The sequence below is a fragment of the Salinibacter altiplanensis genome, from assembly GCF_002894645.1.
Classification (GTDB): domain Bacteria; phylum Bacteroidota; class Rhodothermia; order Rhodothermales; family Salinibacteraceae; genus Salinibacter; species Salinibacter altiplanensis.
Genome location: NZ_NCQY01000002.1, coordinates 88901 through 114165 on the forward strand (window position 1 = coordinate 88901; position 25265 = coordinate 114165).

Below are 25265 nucleotides of genomic sequence, written 5' to 3' on the forward strand. Positions count from 1 at the left end.
GAGGCGGCCATCTGCTCGCTGGAGGCGCTGATCTGCCCGGTGGCCGAGGCGGTGGAGGTGGCTGCCTCCCGCACCTGGCCGACGATGGAGCGGAGGCCGGCGACCGCGTCGTTGAAGCCCTCAAAGAGGCGCCCAATCGCGCCCTCCCGGCCGGGGGGGAGGCGCACGGTGAGGTCTCCGTCGGAGAAGCGGCCGATTGCCTCCAGCATTGTGTCGACGCTTTCCTCGAGGCGCTCGCGCTGCTGCTCGGACTCGCGGACTGCCTCCTCCACGCGCCGTTCGACGGAGGCCTTCTCCTCCTCCAGCGCCTCTTGAGTGGTGCGAATGTCCCGGACCATCTCGTTGAAGCCCCCGGCCAGCTCTCCGATCTCATCGTCGGTCTCCATCGGAATCTCCACGTCCAGGTTCCCCTCGCTGATGGCCTGGGCCCCGTCCCGAACCCGCCGAATGCGTCCGGAGATGCGCCCAGAGAGCCAGAGGACGACCCCGATGCCGAGCCCCAGAATCAGGAGATTGATGAAAATGGTCAGCAGCGTCTCCGACCAAATTTCCGACATGGCCTCCTCCAGCGAATACGCCAAAACCACGTTTCCGTAGCTCTCCCCGCCGTACTCGATCGGGTGTGAGGTGCGCAACAGCCCCCCCTCACGGATCGTGGACTCGGTCTGAAGCAATCGCGATGTCTCGACCTGAATCTCGTCGGGATTGTGGTCGAACAGGGTCTCCTCGTCCTCGTCGAGAATCGCCACGTACCGCACCTTCGAATCGGCGGTGGCCCAGTCGAAGGCCTTCTTGACCAGGTCGTAGTTCGAGTCGGCCAGGCCGGTCCCAACCGATAGGGCAACCATCTCGCTGAGCTCGCCGACCTGATTCCGGGCCGCATCCAGACTGTCCGTGCGCTGGCTGAGCGGGTAGTAGATCGACACGAACAAAACGAGGACGACGAACGGAACGGCAAAGCCAACGATCAGCTTGGCCCGCAGAGATTCGCTTAGGCGGTTGAGCATAACCTGAAGAGCGTTGTTGCGGCGATGAGACGGAGAGGGAGGTACGGCGGGCTACTCAATGGTCGCGATCACCTTGACGGCATCCGTTACCGCGTCGGCCGATACGTACCCGATGGCCGCCGAGGTGGTGCTCACCTTATCGACAACTTGCCCCGGCGACGCCTTCTCCGGAGGCTGAGCTTCTCCCGAAAGCTTTTTCCGCAGCCACACCTTCTTTGCGTCACTCACCGACTGCCCGAGATGATCGTAAAAGGCAGTCTTGGTGTCGTTTTCAGCGTTCAGGTCAAAGCGTACGATCTTCGACCCGTTGTCCCACTTGTTCTGCTCGAGAAGGTACACGTCTTCCAGGGTTTCGGCATCCGTCTGCTCCACGGGGACGTCCTCGTGTGCGATGACGGCGACCTGAGCGTGGCTTGTCCCGGCCAAGCTCGCAAACAACAGGGCAGTACACAGAAAAAATAGGTGCTTCATGACTCTATCGATGGAATTTGCAGTGGTGGGAATGGCGAAGCGGAAGGCTCGAGACATGAGTCTCGATGTAGCTTGGAGAAGGGTGCAGCCAGGAAAAAGGAAGCCCTGATTGCTCGGCCACGCCCCGCCCGGTCACGGTCGTGCGCCTAGAAGGTGACGCTGGCGGCGAGACTGAAGAAGTCGCTGTTGAAGGCCCCGTCCCGAATCGTCGTGTACCGGTAGCCTGCTTTCAACCGTATAGGGAAGACGGGACGGTACGAGACGCCTGCTCCGTACGAATCAAGATCGGTGTCTGACCGGCTCTCTTCGACCGCGTTGTAGAGCACGTGGACATCGAACTTGTCGGTGATCTGGTACCCCGCCACGCCGTAGTAGAACAGCTGGTCCAGATCTTCTCCGAGGACGCCTGCAAAGGTCGGCTGTGCTCGCAGTCCGTCCCACTGGGCCTCCTGCTTGTCGCTCAGGTCGTATACGACAGAGATGACTTCCCCTTCGGCAAAGAAGTCGTTGACGTCGAACGACAAGTCGGCCCCAATGCGGTACCGGTCTACATCCCCAAGCCCAGCGGGCACGGAGACATCGGCGATGGAGAGATTGACCTCGCGCATGTTGGCCTCGTCCACGGTGCCCGACACCCCAGCCTTTACCCCCTTGTAGTTGACGCCAACCCGTCCCCCGAAGAGCTTCGAGTAGGTCGTGTCGGTTCCGGACACGGGATAGTTTGCGTCCCCGGAGACGAGGAACCCTGGGTCGCTGTTGCCTACGTAGGCCGCATAGTCGACCTCCACGTCCCCGACAGGGAGCGTGCCGTAGACCTGCCCGTAGGCCCGTTGTGGCACGTAGTCGCCGTTCTCGAAGAGGTTTTTGTAGGACTGCTCATAGACGAAGGGCCGGGTAATGTACGGCAGCAAGGGCGTCCGATTTTTGATCTCGTTCAGGTTGTTGAACTTTGGAATTAGGAGCCCGCCCTTGACCTTCAGGGCCCGCCCGTATTCGTACTGAACCCATCCTTCCCCCAGACGAGCGATCCCGAAGTCTTCGCCGGAGTTGTAACTGTTAAGAAATTCAGTACTAACGAACGCCCCGAAGTCATCTCCAAACTCCTTCGCAAAAAACAGGTTGAGCTGGGGAAGTCGGAACGAACTGTAGCCGCCATCGCCGCTTGCGTCTTCCGAGTCAACGTATCTACCTTGTGCCTGAAAAAAGCCGTAGATGTTGAGGTCATCGGATTGGCCGAGTGCCGGCTCGGGAACGAACGCAAATGTCAGTCCGAATACGAGAAGACTGATGTACAGAGAAGAAATCCTACCAGTCGACATGACAATTGTCTGGTCTTATCGAGAAAAACAAGGGACGAATCTGCTGGAGCACTACTTCACTTATCGGCGAGGGGGACATGGCTTTAAGGTATAATTCTTACTCTAGAAAAAATTCATTTGACAACATCCACAAGAAACCAACGTAATAAAGCAACGAAAACTTTTGGAGAATGTCCTGGCGGTACGCTCCCCCTTTTTCCACTTGGGGTCCTGACACGCCAAAAGTTTTGTCGGTGTGAGATCCGTCTCGACCGCTCCGCAGTTGGTTATCCTGAGGAAGCCTGCGCCCGAAGGGCCGGGAACGAAGTGCCCGAACGCTCTTGGGGGAATCTCTGCGGGGCCGGCGAAAGGCGGGGCCCTTCGGCAGTGCGCGTCGAAGAGGCCTCCGCCTCGTTCGGAGAGATCCTTTGCTGGCGCTCAGGAGGACCTGTAGTGAGATTTTTGTCGTGTAGTGTGGCTCGGAGCCACTGTCTCTTTTGCTGAATTACACGCCCCTATCGGGAGGCTTCACTCGTGGTGCGAAGAGAATCGAAGGAGGCCTGCCGATGGCCCCGATGGTTTGAGTTTTGCAGAGTCTCATTGGCTCTTCGGTGGTTTTGTCCTCGGGTGTGTTTTTTGATTGGCCTATAGGTGCCCTCCAAGGAAAGCAGACAAAAGAGTCTTTCCCGCGTACCGGCTTGCCTTCGGGTAAGACGATCAAGCATTTCTTCTAGTGAACAGCGGCCCTTCTGGCGAGCGTGACCGCCCAGGCTGCGGACGAGGGCCCCTGTTGTTCATTGCCGCCTTCGTGCCCTCCTTGACGCTCGGCCAGTTGGTCGTTCAGGTGCCAACCGGGTACGTCCCTCTGGGCAGCCTCGCTACGGTCACTTGTGCCAGGCCAGGCCTGCGGTTCCTCCGGGGGAGGGCAACAGCGGTAGCGCCCGTCGCGGGGGACGACCCGGATCGGTTGCCCCTACGACAAGTTTTAGGGGTTCACAATCGAAAAAAGGACCTGCGCTCTCGTCTCTCGCTTCTCTTCGTCCTCGTCTTCGCCGTCATGTCTGAAACACCTCCTGATGCCGCTCCGGACGCGCCCCGCACGTACCGCTTGCTGAAGTGGGGCGGCGGTCTGGTCGGGGGCCTTGCCGTTTTCGTTTTGGGGGCCGCGCTCGTGCTGCCCCGCCTCTTCACGTCCGAGCAGCTGAAGGGATACGTCGTCCCGCCCTTGGAGGAGGCCACCGGACGAGACGTGGACATCGACGCGATTGAGCTGCGTACACTGCCGACCCCTGCCGTTCGCGTTTCTGGCGTCCGGCTCGCCAACGCCGAGGGCTACGGGCCGGCGCCCGCCCTGGAGGCCCGGGCGCTAACCGTGAACGTGGCCCTCTGGCCGTTGCTCCGGCTGACCCTCCGGCCGACGGCCGTGGCCCTGGAGGCGCCGGTCGTGCGCTACGAGGTGGCTGAGAACGGAGCGACCAATTTCGACGACGTGGGCACGACCGATACGACCGCGGCGACCTCCAGCGGGGCCCCGCTCGCCGGCATTCCGGTGTCGGACTTCCGCGTGTCGGAAGCGCAGGTGCACTACACCGACCGGTCCGCCGGGCAGGCCTTCCAGCTGGACTTCGACGCCCAGCTCAGCGCTCGTCCTGAGGGGCCCGCCGTAACGAGTGCGGGAACGGTTGACCTGCGGTCCGTGCGGGCACTGTTGCCCAGCGTGGGCCCCGACACCCTCGCGGTGCAGGATGCCCAGGCCACGTACGACGTCCGCGTGGCGCCATCCGGAGGACGAATCGACCTCCGGACCGTTCAGCTCGACACGGCCCCGATTACGGTCTCGGTGGACGGCACGATCTCTGGGCTGAACGAGCGGCCCGCGCTTGACCTCACGTTTGAGACGGGACGGACGGACCTCGCCGAAATTGCGGCGTTCGCGCCGGCCGCGGCGGTGGCGGGCGTCAATCCACAGGGGACGCTCGCCCTTGAGGGGACGGTCGCGGGGCCCCTCTCCGATACGACAGAGGCCCTTGCCCTGTCGGCCACGGGCCAGCTCGCCGAGGCGGGCGTGGACTACAAGGGCACAGCCCTCCTCCGTGACCTGAGTGCCGACCTGTCGCTCGCGCTCGACTCGGTGGCCGCCACCTCCGTGGACGGGCGCCTGCTGGGCGCTTCGCTCACCGGCGACGTGTCGGTGCGCGACCTGTGGGGCGATCCGCGCCTCGCCCTCCAGCTGGAGACGGGCGCGATGAACCTGGCCGACCTCGCTGCCTTGGCCCCGCCCGAGCAGGCTGGCGAATACAACCCGCAGGGCACGCTCCGCCTGGATGCGACGGCACAGGGCCCGTTGCCATCAGACGCGGCATCGGTCCAGCAACTCAGCATCAACGGGTCCGGGCGGCTCGCCGAGGCAGGCGTGGACTACAACGGGGCGGCGCTCCTCCGCGGGCTCCAGGCGGGGCTTGGGTTTTCGGGCACGGCGGCCTCGGTCCAGGACCTCGATGGACAGCTTCTGGGGCGCCCGGTCTCGGGGGCAGTCAGCGTGCGCGACGTGTTCGACCGCCCGCAGGTCACGGGGCAATTGGCCGGAACGGCGGATCTTCCCCGTCTCGCGTCGATCACCGGCGCCGAGGCCATCGCAGAGTCCCTGGAGGGACGGGCGGACTACGACGTGCAGTTCGAAGGGCCGCTCGACGCGCCCGACGCGATTCGCCCTCGGGGCTCGGTGCGCCTCACCGGGGTACAGGTGCCCTACGAGTCGTTCCGGAATCCCGTCGAAATTCCCGATGCGACTGTACAGCTCACCGGCACGGGCCTTGCGATGGATCTATTTCCGATTCGGTCGGGCGAGCAGGCCGTGTCGCTGCGGGCCAGCGCACAAGATCTCTTTCCCCTTTCGGAAGGCATGGCGGAGGCCGACCCGGCACTGTCCGCGACCTTCACGCTCACGTCCGACCGCCTCGACCTCGCGTCCCTCTACCCGGAGGCCGACACGTCGGACGTATCCTACTCGCAGCTCTTTGCCGCGCACCTGTCTGGGGCGGCGGTGGGGGGAGAGCCGCCGGACGCGATCGCCGAAGAGGCGTACGGCGGCCTCGAGCTCCCGGCCTACACGGTGGACGGACGTGTCGAGATTGCTACGTTCCGCAATGATCCCCAGCGTGTCGACGACCTGGCGTTCGATGTCGAAATGGACGACCGGCGGCTGCGGGTGCAGAACCTGACGGGAACGACCTACGAGGGCACCCTTGCCGGCTCGCTGACGCTTGACCAGCGGACATCGACGTCCGCCTCTACTGTGCCGGCGTCCGGCTCCGTGTGGCTCGCCGCGGCGGCTCCGGGGCGGATTCCTTCAGCACACGCGGCTGCACCCGCATCGGCGCTCACGTACGACCTTGAACTGCAAGACGCGCAGGCCGGGGCGGTGCTCGACGACTGGACCACCCTGGGGCGTCTGGTGACCGGCACGCTCACCCTTAACGCCGACGGGGAAACGGCCCTGACGGAGGGCCTTCTGCCGCGGACGGAGGCCTTTACCGCCATCGGTCAGTCGCTCGTCGCAAACGGCGGGCTGTCGCTCGATGCAGGGCCGGCCCAGGCCCTCGCCGACGCGCTGAACCTGCCGTCGGCCTCGCTAAAGCAATTCAAACGCCTCGGCGGTCCGTTTGTCATTAAGGAAGGACAGTTCCGGCTGAAGACGTGGGACTTCGGAGGGGGGCGGTTCAATGGCCAGGTGGACGGGGCGCTGGGCCTGACGGGCGGCATGGATCTCGAAATGACGCTGCAGCTCCCCCTCTCGGTCCTCGACGATTCGGGGGTGACCGGGCGTCTGGGAAGCGGAGACGGGCAGCTTGGATCGCTTCTCGACACGCTCGTGGGTGAAGACGCCGGTGCCGAGGCCGTGCCGGTGACGGTCCAGCTGGGCGGCACGATGCGCAACCCCTCCGTCGAGATTCTAAACAAGGACGCCATCACGTCGAAGATCCGATCCTTGGCGAAGGAGGAGGGCCTCAACCGCCTCCGAAATCTGTTTGAAGGGGGCGGAGGCAAGAAGTAGCCTGGGGCTCAAGGTCGCCCCTGATCGGGACGGTCACCAGCCAAACACGGGGTGGGGACGTGAGGGCCATGGGGCAGGGCCGGGCGGGCCCTGCGCGGCCGGAAGGATGTGCTCCGCTAGCAGGCGCAAGATCTGCTCGTTGTGGTTGCTACTGCCGGATGGGCGGTTCCGAAGCGACGAGGTGCAGGCCACGACGAGACGAAGCCGGGGAACCACGAAGACGTATTGTCCGCCGTATCCCCAGGCAAAGGCCACGCGCTCCCCTCCGAGCTCGTGCATGAACCAAAGATACCCGTACTGGTGGCCGTGGTAGGTGGAGCGTACGTAGGTCCGCCACGACCGATCAACCCAGCCCGCCGGGAGAACCTGTCGTCCCCGAAAGCGCCCCCCGTTCAGGTACAATTGCCCGAACCGAAGCAGTCCGCGGGGCGTCAGGGCCAGGTTGTTGCCGCCGAAATAGCGGCCCGTGGGGGACTGTTGCCAGCTTCGGATGCGCACCCCGAGCGGGTCAAAGAGGTGCGCCTGCGCGAAGGCCCGGAGCGAGCGGCCGGTGGCCTCGGCGAGGACAGCTCCCAAGACGTGCGTAGTGCCAGTGCTGTAGATCATCTCGCCGCCGGGGCGGTCGATCATGGGGCGTCGCAGGGCGTCGGCCACCCAGTTGGGACTGGAGACCCAAGCACCGTAGTTGCCGAAGCTCGTCGATTCGAGGCCCGCCTGTTGCGTGAGCAAATGATCGACCGTGATGCGCTGCTTGCGGGGGGCGTCGCCGAGGAGGTTGGGGAAAAACGGGCCGATGGGTTGGTCGACGCCGTCTAAGGACCCCTCCGCGAGGGCAATGCCAGTGAGGGCGCCGAGCACGCTCTTGCTGGCGGACTTGAGGTTGGCGGCCTGATCGGGCCCTCGTCCATTGAAGTAGACCTCCGCCACCGTCGTGTCGCCACGCGCCACGAGCAGGCTGCTGAGGGGCGCAAGGTCGGCGGCGCGGTCGACGGCCGCGGCGAGCGCGAAGACGTCAAAGCCGTACGACTCGGAGGGGTGTGCCCTCCATGTCTCCGTCGTCGTGTTGGGCTGGGCGTGTGCGGGCATCCCGAGGAGGCACATCAGGAGCAAGCCGCCCAGGGCCGTGTGACTGGTGACCCGGCGGAAGGCGCTGCGAAGTGTGGAGGGAGGGAAAGACACACCTACGAGTGATTTGAGAACGTCATGAACCCCCTGTGCATATTCCAACGGCAACGCTGCACCTGTGTCCCCAAAAGGCATATCCGCAGTGTAGATTCCCCCCGAACGCCGCGACCCAGTCGCCACGAAACGGGCCATCCATGCATGTGAGGCCCCAGGGCACGTTGTTCCCCTGGTTGCAGAGCCGGTCCAGAAGGACCGTGAGGCCCCTGCTCTGTTGGGCGAGATGTTCTTCGTCACCGACGCGGGGGCCCATCGTCCATCTCACGGCAAGGGGGGATGACCGCAATTGTGCCGGATCCATGGACCCTCAGTTGCCATGGCTGTCACAGTGGTCCTCTTGCTCTCCCCCGCCGTGACGATCGGGAAACTGTGCTGAGTCGGAGCGGGGACGGGTTGCCATTCGAGTAGGGGACGCCTACGTTTTGAAATCCCCGTTCTCTCCCGGTCACTCCCCCGCACCATGTCTGCCCGCTCGACGGCTCGCCTCCTTGGCTGCGCGCTTCTGCTCTTGATCGGTGTCTTCGGGGGCTCGGCCTGGACACCGGCCCCGAGTGCCCCCCGCTCCGCCGTGTCGTCCGGGGCGGCCGGCCCTGCTCCTGTCCCCGCTCCCGTCCCCGAATACGCGAAGAACGGAATGGTGGTGTCCGCAAAGAAACGGGCGTCCCGGGCCGGGGTGTCGATGCTGGAGAAGGGCGGCAACGCGGTCGACGCCGCCGTGGCGACGGGCTTCGCGCTGGCCGTGGTGCACCCCTACGCCGGCAACATTGGAGGAGGAGGCTTTATGGTCATCCGCCGGTCCGACGGCTCAGTCACGACGATCGACCACCGCGAGGACGCGCCTAGCGGGGCCACGCAGGAGGTGTATCTCGACGACGACGGCACCGCCGTGCGCCAGCGCAGCCGGCGCGGCCATCTGGCCTCGGGGGTCCCCGGCACCGTCGCGGGGCTGCTGAAGGCCCTCGACGAGCACGGCACGCTCGACCGCGCGACGGTGATGGCCCCGGCCATTCGGCTTGCGGAAGAAGGTTTTTCGCTCCCCCACACGATGGCCGAAGGCTTGAACGACCGCTACGAGGCCTTCGCCGAGTTTCCGGCGACGAAAGAGTACTTTACCAAGGGCCGTGCGTCGGCGGAATACCGACCGGGGGAACGGTTCGTGCAGGCGGACTTGGCCCGCACCCTCAAGCGCATTCGCGACGAGGGCAAGTCCGAGTTCTACGAAGGCGAGACGGCCTCCCTCATCGCCGAGCAGTTCCAGGCCAACGGGGGGCTGATCGACGAGCAGGACCTGGCCGAGTACGAGGCGGTGGAGCGGGCGCCGGTGACCGCGTCGTACCGAGGGTACGAGGTCCACTCGATGGGGCCGCCTTCCTCCGGCGGTGTCGCCATCGCCCAGCTCCTGAACGCGGCCGAGATGAAAGACATCGGCCGGATGGGCTTCAACTCCAGCGCCACGGCCCACTACCTCGGCGAGGCCATGCGCCGCGTCTTTGCTGATCGCGCCAAGTGGCTCGGGGACCCCGATCACGTACAGGTGCCCACGGAGGGGCTCGTGCAGAAGGACTACATGCGGGACCGGATGGCTTCGTTCGACTCCAGCCGGATCACGCCCACCGACTCGGTGCGGGCCGGCGAGCCCATGCTGGCGGGCGAGTCGATGGAGACGAGCCACTACTCGGTGGCCGACAGCAGCGGCATGGCCGTAAGCGTGACCACCACGCTCAACAGCGGGTATGGGTCGAAGGTCATGGTCGACGAGGCCGGCTTCTTTATGAACAACGAGATGAACGACTTCGTGCTGAAGCCGGGCGTGCCCAATCAGTTCGGCCTCTCGGGAACGAAGCGCAACCTGGTGGCGCCGGACCGCCGCATGGTGTCCTCGATGTCGCCGACGATCGTCGAGAATCCGGACGGCGAGCTCTCCCTAGTAATTGGGGCGCCGGGCGGGTCGACCATCATCACGACCACGTTCCAGGTCATCATGAACGTGATCGACCACGGGATGGACATCGAGCAGGCGGTGACGGCTGGACGCCTGCACCACCAGTGGAAACCGCGTCACCTGAGCTACGAGGAGTTCGCCCTTTCGAGGGATGCGGTCCAGAATCTCCGGGCGCGCGGATGGGAGGTAACAGAGGGCGTCTTCGGGGGCATCCCGCGGTGGGGACGCGCGCAGGGCCTTCGTGTGACGCGGTCGGGCGACGAGGGGCGGGTATTCTACGGCGGATCGGATCCGCGGGCCAACGGAGCAGCGGTGGGGCTGTGATCTTCAGGGGCCGAGCCTTCAGGAGAGATCTATGCTCGGCCTCGAGATAGGCGCCCGTCTACAATGAATTGTGATGCGTGATGCATGAGGACGGTCGCTCTTGCTAATCACGCTTTACGCATCACGTTTCACGATCCGAAAACGAAGCGGGTATACTCTCAGGACACACGTTCCACTGGAGAGGGGTCCTACACTCAAGCCCGCGGCGCCGGCGCTTGCCAGTCGAACTCCTCCTTGGTCATGTCCGTGTCGACCGGCACCGGGTAGTCGCCGGTGAAGCAGGCGTTGCAGTAGCTGAGGTCGCTGTGGTTCGCCCGCTTCACGGCCGTCATGAGGCCCTCCACCGACAGGTACGCCAGCGAGTCGACGCCGAGATAGTCGCGCATCTCCTCAATGCTGTCAAATTTGTTGGCCAGCAGCTCGTCGGCGTCGGGGAAGTCCATGCCGTAGAAGCACGGGCTGATAACCGGCGGGGACGACACCCGGAAGTGAACGCTCTTGGCGCCGGAGTCACGCAGCATCTCCACAAGGTAGCGCGCCGTGGTCCCCCGCACGATCGAGTCGTCGAGGACCACGACGGTCCGGTCCTTCAAGAGGCCCTGGACGGTGTTAAACTTGCAGCGCACCTTCATCTCGCGGCGGTCCTGGCCGGGGGCGATGAAGGTGCGGCCCACGTAGTGATTGCGGATGAGGCCGAGGTCGAACCGGCAGCGCCGTCCCATGTCCTGACACTCCTCCGCGAAGCCGAGCGTGGAGGTGTTGGCCGAGTCCGGCACCGGCACGACGATGGGGGTCTTCTCGTCGTCCTCCGCCTCCTCGGGAATGGGGGCCTCCTGGGCCAGCTGGATGCCGAGCTGGCGCCGCACCTTGTCGACCATCTCCCCGAAGATTTGCGAGTCGGGCCGCGAGAAGTAGACGTACTCGAAGACGCACTGGCTGACCCCGTACTTCGTGGGGATCTCGTGGCTTTCGAAGTCGCCGTCGTCGACGCAGTCCTCGCGGTCGATCACTAGGATCTCGCCCGGCTCGATGTCCCGCACGTACTCCGCGTTGATCATGTCGAAGGCGCACGTCTCACTGGCTACGCAGTAGGCCGGGCCCTCGTGGTGCTGCGGCGTCTCCAGGCGGCCCAGGGCGAGCGGCCGGAACCCATTTGGGTCGCGGACGGCGATCATGTGCTCGTCCGTCATCAGGAGCAGCGAGTAGGCGCCCTCAATCTGCATGAGGGCGTCGACAATCTGGTCGAGATGGTTCTGTCGTCGGCTCTGCGCCGTGAGGTGCAGGATGAGCTCGCTGTCGCTGGTGGTCTGGAAGAGGGTTCCCTGTTCGCGGAAGCTATCGCGGAGCTCCTTCGCGTTTGAGAGGTTGCCGTTGTGCGACAAGGCCAGGTTTCCCCGCCGGTGATGCACCACCAGGGGCTGGATGTTGTCCCGGTTCGAAGACGCCCCGCTGGTGGAGTAGCGGTTGTGCCCGATGCTCACATCCCCCAGCAGCTGCTCGTTGAAGAGGCTTGGGTCGTCGAACACGTCCAGCACGAGCCCGAAGTCCTTGTGGGCCGGCATCGTGGGCTGCTCCTGCTGCTCGTCGTAGGTGGACGTGACGATGCCCGCGGCCTCCTGGCCCCGGTGCTGCAGGGCGTGCAGGCCGTAGTAGGTGTGCCGGGCGGCCTGAGGGTGATTGCAGATGCCGAAGATGCCGCAGTGCTCTTGGACGGCGTCGCTCATGGGACAACGGCGAAGGCGGGCCGCAGGCTGGTGGGACGGAGATGCAGCGGGGCATCCTGACAATGCAGAAGCCCCGATCACAATTGAAGAAACTGGGGGGGGCAATGGATGATCCCACCCCACGTGGGTCCGTCGGCACTGCCTTCGTAAAATTATCGCATAGCGGAAGACACCGGATCGGTTTCCCGACGTGCCCGCGTGGGGATGATCGTGATCCGTGCCCACCGTATCCGCCACGTCGACGATGGCGCCCGGATCGCGGGTCCCGCCGAGGTTCTACCTGCACAGGCCGGGGACAGAGATCGTCACCCTCCCCGAGTTCCGGCTCCAAGCCATGGGGCCGACGGGGGGACTTCGTAGCCGAGCGGGTCGTCTCCCCCCTGACCCACGAACGCGACCGTCTGGGCAGTTCGCCTTTTGCCCTTTTGCACGGACGCGCACTGCGTGGAGAATGCCCACTGCTACGGCCGATCCTGAACACACGGTGCCCCAGACGCATCGCCGGACCAGGAGCCTCTAGATCGTGCCGGTCAGGTAGCCCACGACGATGCCGAAGACGACCACCGGGATGATGTATCGCATGCCGAACATCCAGACCCGCAGGAAGCCATCGCTCAGTGTCGTGCTGCCCCTGCGGAGCGCCTCGGCCGCCTGATCGGCCCCCCACACCCACCCGATGAAGATGCTCAGGAAGAAGGCGCCCATCGCCAGCCCCGCGCTTCCGATGAGGTAATCGAGGATGCCGAGCACGTTGTTCTGGCCGAACAGGCCGCCCTCGCCGAACAGGTAGCTCAGGTCACTGAACGCGTCCACTGCCCCGAAGGAGAGGGCGGAGGGGAGCGCCATGAGAAACGTAATGACGCCGATGACGGCCACCGACTTGCGGCGCGACCAGTCCGTCTCGTCGACGAAGTAGGCCACCACGACCTCCAGCAAAGAGATGCTGGAGGTGAGTGCCGCGATCGACAGCAGGAGGAAGAACAAGAACCCGACGATTCCCCCGAGGGGCATTTGGGCGAAGACCTGGGGCAGCACGACGAACACGAGGGCGGGCCCCGTGGCCGGATCGGCGTCCATCGCGAACAGAGCGGGGAAGATCATGAACCCGGCCATCAGGGCGATCATCGTGTTGAACAGAACCACGTAGCCACCGGATACGGCGATGTCCTCCTGCTTCGGCAGGTACGAGCCGTAGGTGATCATGGCCCCCATGCCGAGGCTGAGAGTGAAGAACGCCTGCCCGAGGGCGGCGATCACGAGGTCGAAGGTAATCTGGGAAAAGTCGGGCACGAGGTAAAAGCGCAGCCCCTCCGCGGCCCCGTCGAGCGTGACGGCGCGGACGATGACGAGGAGAATCAGCACGAACAGGACGGGCAGCAAAATTTTGGCCCACCGTTCGATGCCCTTCTCCACGCCCCCGAGCACCACGAGGAGCGTGAGCGACAGAAAGAAGAGCACCAGCCCGACGTTGAGCCACGGGGCGGCCGCGAACGCCTCGAAGCCCATGGTGGGGGCCAGGACATCCTTCACTGCGTACCCCACGGCCCATCCGGCCACAACGCTGTAGTAGCTCAGAATAATGAAGCCGGCGAGCACACAAAAGCCCCCCACCACGATCCAGGCGGAGCCCCCGCCCGTGATGGACTTGATCGCGCCGACCGGGTTTTTCTGGCTATTGCGCCCCAGCGAGAGCTCGGCGAACAGGTAGGGCATCCCGATGAAGAGGATGCACAGCAGATAGATGAGCACGAAGGCCCCGCCGCCCCCCTCGCCGGCCAGGTAGGGAAAGCGCCAAATGTTGCCCAGCCCGATGGCCGACCCGGCGGCGGCGAGGACGAAGCCGATCCGGGACGACCACTGCTCTCGGTCAGTCGAGGATGTGCTCATGAGAATCGTCGGGGGGGCTGGTGGAACAGAAAAGAACGGCGCGCCCGATGGGCGTGCCAGAGTGAACATCGCTCGAAGTTAAAGGGTAACGAACGTGATCGCAATCGCGCGCCGGAGAACGGCCGAGAGGTGAGCGGGCAGCCCCGCTACAGCACGTCGTAGAGAAGGTCAACGACCAGCACGGCCAGAATCGTGACGGGAAAGGCGTACCGAATTGCGGCGCGCCAGAGGGGCCCGGCCCACCGTCCCATCGCGTGGCCGTTGCCGGGGCGCACTTCTTCCAGGGCCTCGTCGGCGCCCCACACCCACCCCACGAATACACTTAGCAAGACGGCGCCAAGGACGAGGGCCACGCTTCCCCAGAGGAAGTCTACGAGGTCGAGCACGCCGGGGCTCGGCCCAAGAATCTGGTTCCCCACGAGCCAGGACAGGTCGCTGAGGGCTGGCACGGCGCCCTGGGACAGGGCTGACGGCAGGCCGAGAACAAACGCAACCCCGCCGGCGCTCAGGGCGGCCGTGCGGCGAGACCACGTCGTCTCATCGACGAGATACGAGACGAATACTTCCAGCAGTGGAATGCTTGAGGTAAAGGCAGCAATCGCGAGGAGGAGGAAAAAGAGCGTCCCGACGAACGACCCGAGCGGCATGGCCCCGAACACATCGGCCAGAACCACGAACACGAGCGAGGGGCCCTCCGCCGGGTCCTGGCCCATCGCGAACACGGCGGGAAAGATCATCAGGCCCGCCATAAGGGCGATGAGCGTGTCGAAGACGGCCACGTACCCGCCGGCAACGACCAGGTTTTCGTCGTCGGGCAGGTACGAGCCGTACGTGACCATCGTCCCGACGCCGAGGCTGAGGGAAAAGAAGGCCTGCCCGAGGGCTTCCACGACCATCAGGCCCGACACCTCCGAAAAGTCGGGCGTCAGGTAAAACGCAAGTCCGGCGCCCGCACCGGGCAGCGTAACGGCCCGAAAGGTGACGAGGCAAAGGAGAACGAACAGCATCGGCATCAGGATCTTGGCCCACCGCTCGATGCCCTGGCGCACGCCCCTGGCGACCACCCCCACCGTCGCGAAAAGAAAGCCGCCGAATAGGGGAACGACCCACAGCGGGTCGGCGGTAAAGCGGGCAAAGGCGACGTCTGAGGCCTCGGCAGTGGCGAGGTCCCGAAACACGTAGCCCACGGCCCAGCCGGCCACCACCGCGTAGTAGCTCAGAATGGCGAGGCCCGTCGCCACGCAGAGTCCCCCCACGAGAGACCAGGGGGAGCGGCCCCGAACGGCCCGAATGGCCCCCACCGGATTTCGCTTGCCGTTGCGCCCGAGGGCCAGTTCGGCAAATAGGTACGGGACGCAAAGAAGGAGGAGGCAGGCGAGGTAGATCAGCACAAAGGCCCCGCCCCCGTTGTCACCTGCCTTGAAGGGAAACCGCCAGATGTTGCCCAGACCGACGGCTGACCCCGCCGCCGCGAGGACGAAGCCGAGCCGAGAGCTCCACTGCTCCCGCTCCGGAGAAGGAAAGGCCATTTCAGAACAGGCGGTTGGGCAAAGGGGCAGACCGGGCCTGCGGCCCGACGTGCCGGAAGGCTGGAGAACGAGGGCAATCAGAACGCGAAGATAAGAGGCACTTCCCCTGAACACAACGATGACCGGCGGGGGGCGAGCGCCTGTCCCCGGAAAATCACGGAAAACAGAAACCAACCGAGACTGCCTACGCGGTCCACGTGTCTGTGTCCGGATACTGATCGCGCTCGCAGTACGTCCGCAGGCGGGAAACGCCCTGCGCAAGGTAAAAGGGTGGACGGGCCGGCACCTCTTCGCCCGAGAGGCGCACCACTTCAATGTCCGCAGAGGCCTTGTACAGCTTGACGCGGCCGGCCGCTGCGTCTTCGCCGCCGAGGTCGTACAGGCAGTAGCGGGGCGTTTCGTCCACCTTCCGAAGGGTGACGGGAAGGGCCATCGGCGGGACTGAACTGTGGGGGGACTGGACTAGATGCCCGAGGCGATGAGCAGTTCGATGTCGCGATGGCTCATGCCGAACATCGACGCTAGGTTTTGCTTCGTGAGGTGCTGCCGGTACACGTACGTCCCGTTGCGGAGCCCCTCGTCGTGCCACAGGGCCTCGTTGATGGAGCCGGCCTCGCCGATGCGGAGGAGGTAGGGGACGAGCACGTGGGTAAGGGCGTAGGAGGCGGTCCGGGCCGCGTTGGACGGCATGTTGGGCACACAGTAGTGGACAATGTCGTGCCGGCGATAGGTCGGAGCGGAGTGGGTGGTGGGGCGGCTCGTTTCGACGCAGCCGCCCTGATCCATCACCGCGTCCACCACGACACCGCCCGGGGCCATGGACTGTACCATGTCCTCCGTCACGAGGAGGGGCGAGCGCTCGCCCCCGGTTACCATGGCCCCTACCACCACGTCGGCCGAGCGGACGGCCTGGCGGAGGTAGTGCTCGCTGGCAACGGCGGTGGTGACGCTGCGATCCAGTGTGTTTTCGAGGGTGCGAAGGGAGCCAAGCTCGGTATCGAGCACGATGACGTGTGCCCCGTAGCCGAGGGCGGTGCGGGCGGCCCACTGGCCAATTACGTCGGCCCCCAGAATGACCACCGTTGCGGGCGGGACGCCCGAGATGCCGCCGAGCATGACCCCTTTTCCCCCTTCATTGCTCTCCAGGTAGCGCCCGGCGATCTGGATCGATACCGATCCGGTGATCTCGTGCATCATGCGCACGAGGGGAAAGGTGCCGTCCGGGTCGCGGATGAACTCAAACCCGATGCCCGTCACCTTCATTCGCATCAGGTGATGAAGAAACTCGGGAGTCGTGCCCCCGAGGTTGAGCGCCGAGAGGAGAATTTGGCCCTCTTGGAGAAGATCCATTTCGTCCTCCACCGGCGGCCCCACCTTCACGATGAGGTCACTCCGTTCGTAGAGGTCGTCGGGGGCGGATACGAGCTCGGCCCCGGCGTCGGCGTACTCATCGTTTTGGAAATGCGCCTCGATCCCGGCCCCCTCTTCCACGTACACCTCATGCCCATTGGCGACGAGGGCCCCGGTCCCACTTGGGGCCAGGGCCACGCGCTGTTCCTCGTTCCCCACCTCGCGGGGAACGCCAATGCGAAGGGACTCTTGCTCATCCTCCTGCGTGAGGGGCTTCTCCTGGGTCATGAGGCCATGCTCACGCTCAAAGCCCTGCTGTAGAGAAGGAATCTCCATACGAACGGGTGGGCGGCAAGGTGTAGTTCGTTTGGAACCCAAGCACTTAGAAACTCGGGGTTGGGGCGTTCAAATACCATAATTTATGAAAGCAATCTTGCTTTTGCACACTCGGAGGCCGGATGCGACACAGGACAAAGAGGTCCTTTCTCTCCTCCGCGGCAAGCGCGCCCTTGGGCATTGGGGCGCCGGCAATGGGGCGGTGGACCTTTTCCGCCTTGGCACCTACATTTGGACTTCCACCGTGCCCCGGGGGCGCTCTCATCGGTCAGCGAATTTTCCTATGTAAAAAATGCCTACTGCATCCCCCACAGGGCCGATTGCCATTGTTGGGGCCGGGGCCGTGGGGACGACCCTCGCGCGTGGCCTTTCTGCGAATGGGCGGCGGATCGAAGCCGTGGTGAGCCGACGGGAAGAAGCGGCCCGTGCCCTGGCCGACCGAGTCGGGGCCCCGGTGGTGGGCACGACGGGGGAGACGCTGCCGGACACCGTTCGAATTGTGCTCATCTGCGTGCCGGACCACGCGATTGAAGACGTCGCGGAGGCCCTGGGGCGCTGCGATCATCCGTGGGCCGCCACCGTCGTGGCACACACGTCTGGGGCGCGGACGGCGGCGGCCCTCGCTCCGCTCGACCAGCAGGGTGCTGCCACAATGAGCTTCCACCCGTTGCAAACCTTTACGGAAATGACGCCTCCTGAGGCCCTTGAGGGCATCGTCGTGGGGCTTGAGGGCGACGCGCCGGCCCTTGCTACGGGGGAGGCACTGGCCAGAGCGCTCGGGGCACAGCCCCTCCGGCTGACGCCCGACGAGAAGGCCCGCTACCACTGCGCCGCCGTCCTCGCCTCGAACGGCCTCGTCGCGCTCCTGGCCGTCGTGGAGGAGGTGCTTGGGGACCTGAAAGGAAAAGAGGCGTCGGCCTCGGGCGCCGATCTCATGGGGCCACTCGTGGAGCACACCTGGTCCAATCTCAAGGGAGGACGCCCGCCGGAGGTGCTCACCGGTCCTGTCGTGCGGGGAGACAGTGGCACCGTTCAGGCCCATCTTGACGCCCTGGAGCACGGAGCGCCTCACCTCGTGCCCGTCTATGCGGCCCTCTCCACGGAAATGGTGCGCGTGGCGGTCCAAGGGGGGGACCTGTCCGCCGACCGGGCAGAGACAATCCTGTCTTCTCTGCGGACGGCCATGGACACCAACTCGGAAAGTTCATCCCATCCTTTACGTTGAACATGCCGAATTCTCCGTTCTCCCTGATGCACGCAGGTCAAAATCTGGAACTCGTACGGGCCCTGTGATGTAGTGCGAATCTCCCCATGTGCGTCTCCTGCGTGTTCGTAAGAGGCGGCATGGGGAATGTTGTGGCCCCCACCACTGTAGTTTCATAACGAATCGCCCTGCATGAGTGACGCGGCACGTGAGCGCGACGCCGGATCGTCGGCGGCGGAGCACGACCCCGAGGGAAGCCCAGAGCAGTTTTCGGGACGGGCGCTTCTTCTGACAGACGAAGAAGAAACGCTGTCCGAGGTGCCGAACCCGGACGTAGAAGCCCTCCACACGCTCGTCGAGGAGGCCGACTGCGAGTGTGCCCCGTACCAGTCGGTGGCCGTGGCCGCCGTGCAGATCTTGGAAAAAGCACTCCACTACGAGCGACAGGCAGCGAGTGCGGCCCTGTCGCTCGGGCAGCAAGAAAAAATGAGATCCATGGTGGAGACCGCGGAGCAGGCCGTGTCGGTGCTGCGCGACACGCTCACGACCCAGGGACACAAGGTAATGCACCTGTGCTCCACGAAGTCCCCAGCCGGCGCGGCTGACGCTGGAGAGCCCTGGTGGTTCACGCTGTCCAGCGCGCTGGAGATGCTGGAGCAAGGCACCGATCAGATGACCTCGCTCACAACGGGCCAGTCGCCGGGCAGCGCTGCCCGTGAGCTGAGTCAGCTCATTGCGCAACTTCTCCGGAGCCATCACGACGAATTGCTGCTGGAGGCCGAGGAGTGGATCTCGTAGGCCCTCCAGCACTCCGCTCGGGGCAGCACTCCGTTCGGGACAGTCCGGCGACGGACAGGTCCGTCGTGCTTCCCAGAGCGAGACCCCTCTGCGGACAGCTGCCGTCTGAGCAGCTGCCTGCGTACGTCTGTTCTCTTCCATTGACGATTCCAATCTTCGAATGTCCCCCGCATCTTCAGAGCTCAGTGAACAAGAACAGCGCCGTCGCGAGGAGCGCGAGGCCCTGGAACAGCGTGGCGTTGCCCCTTATCCCTATGCGTGGGACGTGGACGCCCACGCCGATGAGATTCTCGATACGTTCGACGATGACCTCCACCAGCCGGCGGACGGAGACGTGGGGGAGTACAAGGTCTCCATTGCCGGCCGCATTACCGGCCTTCGAGTGATGGGGGGCTCGGCGTTCTTCGACCTGCAGGACGAGACCGGCACGATTCAGGTCTACGTGCGCTCGCAGGACCTGGGCGAAGACTTTTACGACGAGGTCTTCACGGAGCTGTTCGATATCGGAGACATCGTCGGTGTTGAGGGATTTGTCTTCCGCACGGGGATGGGCGAGGTGACCGTCCGGGCCGCCGCCGACTTTCAGTTGCTTGCGAAGGCCCTCCGCCCACTCCCGGTGGTGAAGGAGACCGACGAGGAGACCTACTACGAGGTGACGGACAAGGAATTTCGATACCGCCAGCGGTACGTCGACCTCGCGGTGAACGAAGACGTGCGGGAGGTCTTCCGCCAGCGGTCCGAGCTTATCTCCACCATGCGTCGCTTTCTGGATGATCGGGGATGCCTGGAGGTGGAGACGCCCGTCCTCCAGCCCGTCTATGGGGGAGCGTCGGCGTCCCCGTTCAAGACGCACCACAACGCGCTCGACATGCCGCTCTACCTCCGCATTGCGGATGAGCTTTACCTGAAGCGGCTGCTGGTGGGGGGCTTCGAGGGGGTGTACGAGATCGGAAAGGACTTCCGCAATGAGGGCCTGAGCCGGTTCCACAATCCGGAGTTTACCATGATGGAGTGCTACGTGGCCTACAAGGACTACCGGTGGATGATGGACCTGACGGAAGAGCTTCTCCGCACGGTGGCCACAACGCTCCACGACACATCCACGGTGGAGTTTGAAGGGCACAAAATTGATTTGGGCGGAAATTGGGCACGGGTTCCGTTCTTCGAGGCCATTCAGAAGGAAACCGGGATCGATCTGTACGGGGCCGACGCCGACCGTGTCTACGACGTGGCGGCGAATGAGCTGGGGCTGGAGGAGGTGGACGCCGACATGGGCCTCGGGGACCTCCTGGACGAGGTCTTCAGCGAGACGGTGGAGCCGGAGCTCGTCCAGCCCACCTTCGTTACGGACTACCCGGTTGCGCTGAGCCCCCTTGCGAAGAAGCACCGCGAGAAGGAGGGGCTCGTGGAGCGGTTTGAACTCGTGGTGGCGGGGCGCGAGGTGGCCAATGCGTTTAGCGAGCTCAACGATCCGCAGGATCAGCGGGAGCGATTTGTGGCGCAGGCACGCCAGCGCGCCGCCGAGGTGGACGAAGATGTGGATCCGGAATCGCTGATCGATGAGGACTACCTCCGGGCCCTGGAATACGGCATGCCGCCCGCGGCCGGATTGGGCATCGGCATTGATCGTCTTGCTATGATCCTCACCGGGCAGGAGTCGATCCGCGACGTGATCCTCTTCCCCTTGCTCCGGCCGGAGCAGTAGTCGGCAACACAGGGAGGAGGCCTGCCCGCCCCCGTATCGCTGGCCGCGAGCGACGTGCCCCCTGCCGGAAGAGTCTTGTCTTGCCCGACGGCACAGCGTCTGTTCGCCGTAGGGGGACACAGACGTTCGCCGCCCCGTCACGTCCCCACCGTCCGTTCGGCTCACGACGGCCGTGTCGGACCCACGAAAAGTGTGTGCGCCGTAGGACCGACGGTGAGGCCCATAAAAAACGGGCGGGCCCCTGAAGAGGGACCCGCCCGAAGAGACGGTCCGCATGGACGGAGAGAAGACTACATGCCGTCGTCTTCACGCTGGGGAAGCGAGTCCGCACGGCGGTACTGGCGCGTGCCGCCCTTCTTCGAGGTCACCCCTTCGACCTGGCCCTGCCCCCCGGTCATGACGCGGGAGCCGGGCACGCCGTTGTTCTGGTAGAAGTTGGACACCGCCTCGGCGCGGTCTTCCGAGAGCGACTGCACGTTGCGCTCACCCGGCGCAGCGAAGCCTTCAATCTGGACGCTCAGGTTCGGGCAGTCGGAGAGAATGTCGGCATTCTCCTGCAGGCTCTCCTCCGCCTCCTCCGTCAGCGTGCTGGAGTTGCGGTCGAAGAAGGTGGAGTTCATTTCGCTCACGGTGGTGCAGACCTCCGGAAGCACGCGGTTCACGCGGACAGTGACTGTCCGCGTATCCTCCCCGACGTCATTGGAAGCCTCAAGGCGCACGGTGTACTGCCCCGGGTCCTCGTAGGTGTGTGTGGGCGATTGGCTCATCGATGAGGAGCCGTCTCCGAAGCTCCAGCTTCGTGACACAGGGGAGTCGCCCTGCAGGTTGCTGCTGAAGCGCACCGACTCGCCTTCATCGACCGGGTTTGGCGTCGCGTTGATCGACGCAATGGAGGCGGGCTGGGGCGGCGGGACGACGCGCACAGAGATGGTGTCCGCGTCAGAGCCTCCGTCGTTGCTCGCCTCAAACCGAATGGCGTACTGCCCCGTCGAGCCGTAACTGTGGTTTGCCAACAATCCGGATCCCGTTGCGCCGTCGCCGAACTCCCAGGTGTAGGTCAGGGGTTCGTCGGCCTCCTCACTGATCGAGGCCTCGAACGTGCCGGTCTCGTCGGTCTCAAGGGTGTCAGGGCCACTGACCGACTGTACAACGGGGGCCGTCGATCCACAGCCGGCAAGGAAGAGTCCTCCGGCGATGAGAAGAAGGGGGACCCAGAGTGAAGAGCGGAAGTGTGTACTTGAAGAAATATCGGATGTCATCATAGGGTTGATGGTGTGTTGGAAGAAGCAAAGGCCGAGAGAAGAGACGATGGCTCCCCGGAGCCACTCACGTGGAGAGTGAATGTTTTCTGTACCCTTATAAGGTACAGAACGTGGTTCGGACACGCAATTCCCTCCCCAGGGATAAATCCGAGGTCTTCAAGAAGAAGGAGCCTGCAGGAGGGAGCCGGCGATTTTATTTCTCACCCCAAAGACGGAAGCGTGTGGGCAAGGACGCCGGGGGGCACTGAACGGCCCCCTGAAACGAGTGCTCACGATGCACCTGGGAGCACAGAACTGTCAGGGAAAAAGGCAGAATGGAGAGGCAGAGGGCACTACCCCGACTACTCCAGGGTGTCCACGTGCTTCTCCAGCTCGCTCTTTCTGTTGGCCGCCTTGTTCGTGTGAATGGTTCCCTTGGCGGCAAGACGGTCCAGATCGCCCTTCACGTCGTTGAGCAGTTCCTCGGCCTCTTCTTTGTTGTCCAAGGAGCGGAGCTTCTTGATCTTCGTGCGGACGCGGCTCTTCTGCGACTTGTTGCGCTCGTGGCGCTTCTCGTTCTGTCGCATCCGCTTCTTTGCAGATTCGTGTCGGGGCATGGTTTGGGGAAGTGGTGGTCGGTGGCGAGAGAGCAGTGACTGGGGGCAGAGCGGGGGCGAGGCGATCCGAAACGCTGTGCCCGACCCGTTGCCGAGTTCCGCACGCCCGCAGAAGGAAGATTGCGTAAATCGTTCTGGGAGGCCTGATCGGAACCCTGTTGGAAACCACTCCAGAAACTGAAAATACGTCGATCCGTTCCCCGTGCAAAATGTGACTTGGAGAGGCCAGGCCCCAAAGCTCGAGTTCCACACCGGTGGGGCCTGTACTGTGTGCTGCGTCCCTCATGCAACAGAGGCAGAGACGGTGTCATGTGGTCGTTTTTCGCGGACCTCATTCAAAATGTGGGCACCGACCATACCATCGTCGTGATGGACGCGGATGGGATGGGCAAAACTCGGCGATACCAGGTTCGTCCGTCACGCATGATGATGACCTGGGGCGGAAGCCTGTTGGGGGTCGGGGCCACGGTGGCCGTATTGATTGCATTCACCCCGCTGCGCACGCAGGTCCCTGGCTACGGGACAGAAGAAATGCAGGAGAATGCTCGCCTCAATACCCTCCGTGTGCAGGCGCTTCAAGACTCGCTCTCTGCACAGCGACACTACATCCAGCGCCTCCGTGGGCTCATTACCGGCCGGGTCGACTCCACGCCTCTTTCGGAAGAGGGGCGTCCGGAATCCAGGGGAGCGAGAGGGGCACGGTCGCCCAACGAGGAAGGGGGGGCGCCGGGTGGAGAAGCCACCGAATCCTCTGCTCGAAACGCCCACCGGCAACCGGCCTTCGCGCCGACGGTCGGCGTGGAGGGAAATGCCCCAGCCGCCCTCACAGGACTTTCATTTCCCCTCTCTCCTCCGGTCACGAATGGGTTTCCCACCCGAGACTTCGATGTAGAGTCTGGGCACTACGGGGTCGATGTAGCGGTGTCCGAGGGGGAGTACATCCGAGCAGTGGGGGAGGGATACGTCGTGTGGGCCGATTGGGCGCAGGACGGAGGGTACACGATTGCAGTTCAGCACGCCGGTGGATACCTTTCCGTGTACAAACACAGCAGGCGTTTGCTTAAGCAACTGGGCGACCGGGTAACGACACAGGAGCCACTTGCCGTGACCGGAAACACCGGTGCGGTAACGACCGGCCCGCACTTGCACTTTGAGCTTTGGCGAAATGGCCTCGCCCAAGGGCCGGACGCCTACATCGCAGGCTGGTAGCTTGCGCCGGGACGACCGCCATACCTTTTTGCACCTCCATCCTTCTCTGATGGGTCTCTTTGGAAACTCGCAAACGGACGACGCTTCATCCTCTATGGCTAGCCAGACAGGTACTGTTCAGGACCAGGTCAATCTCGTCGGTGAGGGCACTGTCTTTGAGGGAACCGTGCGGGCGAACAGCGATGTCCGCGCCAGCGGTCGCATCGAAGGAACCCTGAAGGTGGAAGGGAAGACGATGATCGCGGAAGAAGGGGAGGTCGAGGGAGAGATTATCGCGACCAACGTTGAAATTGCTGGGCAGGTGCAAGGCGAGATTTACGTCGACGAACGTCTTGTGCTCAAAAGTACGGCTCGGGTAGACGGGACGATCGAAACGGATCGCCTGGTCGTGGAAGAAGGGGCGGAGTTTACGGGCGAGTGCGAGATGGGCACGACGGTTTCCGAAAGCAGAGCGCCCTTCGCCAGCGAAGAGGGGGGAGACCGCAATTCTGTTCGCTCTGAGCGACCTGAGGCGGCGGACGCAGAGCTGTCCGAGGAGGCGACTGAGGCGTAGGTCCCGGGCCGTGAGGGCTCTGTTGCTCAGACCCTCATGCCGTCCAGACATCGGTGCACAGTGACGATGGCTCACGAGGGGAACGACGGGCCCTGGAAAAGTGCCCTTCGAGACATTGCCCCATACCTCGATCTGGGATGGCGCATCGTGGGCGTGGCTGCGTTTCCGCCCCTCCTCGGGGCGCTCGTCGACGTCCAGCTCCAGTCTACCCCATGGGGGCTGTTTGTGGGGGCAACGGTGGGACTTGTAGGCGCTGGGCTTCAGCTCTGGCGACTTCAGCAAGAATTTCCTTCTTGACGCCGCCCCGAGCCATCGTCCCAGAGGCGCTTCCTCCTCGACGTGTCCCTGCGAGATTCTTTCATGCACGATTCACCGCTTCTCATAAGTCCTGCACCGCCCCGATGCGTAGCTTCAATGCTGGTGTGAGAAGGTGAAGGCGTGAGGAGCAGAGTGCCACGTTGTGTTGCACACATTCTCCCTCCGCTGAGCAACCGGTACCATCGCGATGACAACTGGGGTGTGGCTGGGGATTGCGACGGTGGGAGTGCACGCTGCGGCACGTGTTTTGACGCATCGCACGGCCCTGCGGGCGTCGAGCCGAAAAACATTCTTGGTCATCGAGTTGGGCGGGCTTGGGGTACGAATGGGCCTCGTCTTCGTAGCGATGATCCTGGTTCTCCTGTATGCTCCGGTGCACGTGCCGACGTATGTGGGAGTCCTCCTCGGGTTGCTATTCGTGAGCATCGCATTTGAGATCTGGATAATCATCCGGCGGATGAGGCAGGATGGCCTTACGGCCTGAACGTGACGGCTGCCCATTCGTCGTGTATGTGA

General features: G+C 64.1%; 20 protein-coding genes. 9 read left to right on the plus strand and 11 right to left on the minus strand.

The window, feature by feature from the left end; genetic code table 11:
• The 3 genes from B7R93_RS15595 to B7R93_RS00505 form a co-directional block, all read right to left on the minus strand.
• Positions 1 to 1007, minus strand: a 1007-nt coding sequence (locus tag B7R93_RS15595; RefSeq protein ID WP_232797863.1) for a HAMP domain-containing protein, incomplete at its 3' end; no start/stop codon positions are given.
• Between the two features lie 51 nt (positions 1008 to 1058).
• Complete coding sequence (locus tag B7R93_RS00500) at positions 1059 to 1478, minus strand: type 2 periplasmic-binding domain-containing protein (protein WP_103018899.1); 420 nt, start codon at positions 1476 to 1478, stop codon at positions 1059 to 1061.
• 146 nt (positions 1479 to 1624) lie between these two features.
• Complete coding sequence (locus B7R93_RS00505) at positions 1625 to 2797, minus strand: hypothetical protein (RefSeq protein WP_103018900.1); 1173 nt, start codon at positions 2795 to 2797, stop codon at positions 1625 to 1627.
• Positions 2798 to 3833: 1036 nt separating this feature from the next.
• Here B7R93_RS00505 and B7R93_RS00510 point away from each other — a divergent pair.
• Entirely contained in the window at positions 3834 to 6830 is a 2997-nt protein-coding gene (locus B7R93_RS00510; RefSeq protein WP_103018901.1) for a DUF748 domain-containing protein, read from the plus strand.
• 33 nt (positions 6831 to 6863) lie between these two features.
• On the opposite strand, the gene B7R93_RS00515 is transcribed toward B7R93_RS00510, so the two are convergent.
• Positions 6864 to 8009 carry a serine hydrolase domain-containing protein gene (locus tag B7R93_RS00515; RefSeq protein WP_103018902.1) on the minus strand — a complete coding sequence of 382 codons (1146 nt, stop codon included), beginning with the start codon at positions 8007 to 8009 and terminating at the stop codon, positions 6864 to 6866.
• A gap of 463 nt (positions 8010 to 8472) precedes the next feature.
• Between B7R93_RS00515 and ggt the strand changes: the two genes are divergently transcribed.
• Positions 8473 to 10278 (plus strand): gamma-glutamyltransferase, encoded by a 1806-nt coding sequence (ggt, locus tag B7R93_RS00520; RefSeq protein ID WP_103018903.1) that lies wholly within the window; start codon positions 8473 to 8475, stop codon positions 10276 to 10278.
• A gap of 194 nt (positions 10279 to 10472) precedes the next feature.
• Here ggt and purF read toward each other — a convergent pair whose 3' ends face one another.
• From purF to B7R93_RS00545, 5 genes are all read right to left on the minus strand, one after another.
• Positions 10473 to 12002, minus strand: coding sequence for an amidophosphoribosyltransferase (purF, locus tag B7R93_RS00525; protein ID WP_103018904.1), 1530 nt, complete (start codon positions 12000 to 12002; stop codon positions 10473 to 10475).
• 516 nt (positions 12003 to 12518) lie between these two features.
• The gene (locus B7R93_RS00530) at positions 12519 to 13889 is read right to left on the minus strand and encodes a sodium-dependent transporter (protein ID WP_103018905.1); all 1371 of its coding nucleotides are present in this window, start codon (positions 13887 to 13889) and stop codon (positions 12519 to 12521) included.
• Between the two features lie 146 nt (positions 13890 to 14035).
• The gene (locus B7R93_RS00535) at positions 14036 to 15418 is read right to left on the minus strand and encodes a sodium-dependent transporter (protein ID WP_103018906.1); all 1383 of its coding nucleotides are present in this window, start codon (positions 15416 to 15418) and stop codon (positions 14036 to 14038) included.
• Positions 15419 to 15602: 184 nt separating this feature from the next.
• Positions 15603 to 15851, minus strand: a complete 249-nt coding sequence (locus B7R93_RS00540; RefSeq protein WP_103018907.1) for a hypothetical protein — start codon at positions 15849 to 15851, stop codon at positions 15603 to 15605.
• A gap of 29 nt (positions 15852 to 15880) precedes the next feature.
• Complete coding sequence (locus B7R93_RS00545; RefSeq protein WP_103018908.1) at positions 15881 to 17104, minus strand: alanine dehydrogenase; 1224 nt, start codon at positions 17102 to 17104, stop codon at positions 15881 to 15883.
• Positions 17105 to 17396: 292 nt separating this feature from the next.
• Here B7R93_RS00545 and B7R93_RS00550 point away from each other — a divergent pair, with 292 nt between their 5' ends.
• The 3 genes from B7R93_RS00550 (at position 17397) to lysS (ending at position 20811) form a co-directional block, all read left to right on the plus strand.
• Complete coding sequence (locus B7R93_RS00550; protein ID WP_103018909.1) at positions 17397 to 18329, plus strand: Rossmann-like and DUF2520 domain-containing protein; 933 nt, start codon at positions 17397 to 17399, stop codon at positions 18327 to 18329.
• 171 nt (positions 18330 to 18500) lie between these two features.
• Entirely contained in the window at positions 18501 to 19106 is a 606-nt protein-coding gene (locus tag B7R93_RS00555) for a hypothetical protein (RefSeq protein ID WP_232797864.1), read from the plus strand.
• 160 nt (positions 19107 to 19266) lie between these two features.
• The gene (lysS, locus tag B7R93_RS00560) at positions 19267 to 20811 is read left to right on the plus strand and encodes a lysine--tRNA ligase (RefSeq protein WP_103018910.1); all 1545 of its coding nucleotides are present in this window, start codon (positions 19267 to 19269) and stop codon (positions 20809 to 20811) included.
• A gap of 290 nt (positions 20812 to 21101) precedes the next feature.
• On the opposite strand, the gene B7R93_RS00565 is transcribed toward lysS, so the two are convergent.
• Together B7R93_RS00565 and rpsT are read right to left on the minus strand one after the other, a co-directional pair.
• The gene (locus B7R93_RS00565) at positions 21102 to 22073 is read right to left on the minus strand and encodes a PKD domain-containing protein (RefSeq protein WP_103018911.1); all 972 of its coding nucleotides are present in this window, start codon (positions 22071 to 22073) and stop codon (positions 21102 to 21104) included.
• Positions 22074 to 22414: 341 nt separating this feature from the next.
• Positions 22415 to 22669 (minus strand): 30S ribosomal protein S20, encoded by a 255-nt coding sequence (gene rpsT / locus B7R93_RS00570; RefSeq protein ID WP_103018912.1) that lies wholly within the window; start codon positions 22667 to 22669, stop codon positions 22415 to 22417.
• A gap of 309 nt (positions 22670 to 22978) precedes the next feature.
• On the opposite strand from rpsT, the gene B7R93_RS00575 reads away from it, so the two are divergent.
• The 4 genes from B7R93_RS00575 to B7R93_RS15600 all read left to right on the plus strand — a co-directional run bounded on the left by B7R93_RS00575 (position 22979) and on the right by B7R93_RS15600 (position 25233).
• Positions 22979 to 23878: a M23 family metallopeptidase gene (locus B7R93_RS00575; protein WP_103018913.1), complete on the plus strand. Its 900-nt coding sequence runs from the start codon at positions 22979 to 22981 to the stop codon at positions 23876 to 23878.
• Between the two features lie 94 nt (positions 23879 to 23972).
• Positions 23973 to 24431: a bactofilin family protein gene (locus B7R93_RS00580; RefSeq protein WP_232797865.1), complete on the plus strand. Its 459-nt coding sequence runs from the start codon at positions 23973 to 23975 to the stop codon at positions 24429 to 24431.
• Positions 24432 to 24497: 66 nt separating this feature from the next.
• Positions 24498 to 24728 carry a hypothetical protein gene (locus B7R93_RS00585; protein ID WP_103018915.1) on the plus strand — a complete coding sequence of 77 codons (231 nt, stop codon included), beginning with the start codon at positions 24498 to 24500 and terminating at the stop codon, positions 24726 to 24728.
• 268 nt (positions 24729 to 24996) lie between these two features.
• Positions 24997 to 25233, plus strand: a complete 237-nt coding sequence (locus B7R93_RS15600) for a hypothetical protein (RefSeq protein ID WP_232797866.1) — start codon at positions 24997 to 24999, stop codon at positions 25231 to 25233.
• The last annotated feature ends 32 nt before the right edge of the window (positions 25234 to 25265 follow it).

What these genes read in the sequence shown, in the direction of transcription:
- B7R93_RS00545 (WP_103018908.1), bottom strand. Translation starts at nt 17,104, where the DNA reads ATGGAGATTCCTTCTCTACAGCAGGGCTTTGAGCGTGAGCATGGCCTC.
- B7R93_RS00540 (WP_103018907.1), bottom strand. Translation starts at nt 15,851, where the DNA reads ATGGCCCTTCCCGTCACCCTTCGGAAGGTGGACGAAACGCCCCGCTAC.
- lysS (WP_103018910.1), top strand. Translation starts at nt 19,267, where the DNA reads ATGTCCCCCGCATCTTCAGAGCTCAGTGAACAAGAACAGCGCCGTCGC.
- B7R93_RS00535 (WP_103018906.1), bottom strand. Translation starts at nt 15,418, where the DNA reads ATGGCCTTTCCTTCTCCGGAGCGGGAGCAGTGGAGCTCTCGGCTCGGC.
- purF (WP_103018904.1), bottom strand. Translation starts at nt 12,002, where the DNA reads ATGAGCGACGCCGTCCAAGAGCACTGCGGCATCTTCGGCATCTGCAAT.
- B7R93_RS00510 (WP_103018901.1), top strand. Translation starts at nt 3,834, where the DNA reads ATGTCTGAAACACCTCCTGATGCCGCTCCGGACGCGCCCCGCACGTAC.
- B7R93_RS00565 (WP_103018911.1), bottom strand. Translation starts at nt 22,073, where the DNA reads ATGATGACATCCGATATTTCTTCAAGTACACACTTCCGCTCTTCACTC.
- B7R93_RS00550 (WP_103018909.1), top strand. Translation starts at nt 17,397, where the DNA reads ATGCCTACTGCATCCCCCACAGGGCCGATTGCCATTGTTGGGGCCGGG.
- B7R93_RS00505 (WP_103018900.1), bottom strand. Translation starts at nt 2,797, where the DNA reads ATGTCGACTGGTAGGATTTCTTCTCTGTACATCAGTCTTCTCGTATTC.
- B7R93_RS00585 (WP_103018915.1), top strand. Translation starts at nt 24,498, where the DNA reads ATGGCTCACGAGGGGAACGACGGGCCCTGGAAAAGTGCCCTTCGAGAC.
- ggt (WP_103018903.1), top strand. Translation starts at nt 8,473, where the DNA reads ATGTCTGCCCGCTCGACGGCTCGCCTCCTTGGCTGCGCGCTTCTGCTC.
- B7R93_RS00500 (WP_103018899.1), bottom strand. Translation starts at nt 1,478, where the DNA reads ATGAAGCACCTATTTTTTCTGTGTACTGCCCTGTTGTTTGCGAGCTTG.
- B7R93_RS00530 (WP_103018905.1), bottom strand. Translation starts at nt 13,889, where the DNA reads ATGAGCACATCCTCGACTGACCGAGAGCAGTGGTCGTCCCGGATCGGC.
- B7R93_RS00575 (WP_103018913.1), top strand. Translation starts at nt 22,979, where the DNA reads ATGTGGTCGTTTTTCGCGGACCTCATTCAAAATGTGGGCACCGACCAT.
- rpsT (WP_103018912.1), bottom strand. Translation starts at nt 22,669, where the DNA reads ATGCCCCGACACGAATCTGCAAAGAAGCGGATGCGACAGAACGAGAAG.
- B7R93_RS00555 (WP_232797864.1), top strand. Translation starts at nt 18,501, where the DNA reads ATGAGTGACGCGGCACGTGAGCGCGACGCCGGATCGTCGGCGGCGGAG.
- B7R93_RS00580 (WP_232797865.1), top strand. Translation starts at nt 23,973, where the DNA reads ATGGCTAGCCAGACAGGTACTGTTCAGGACCAGGTCAATCTCGTCGGT.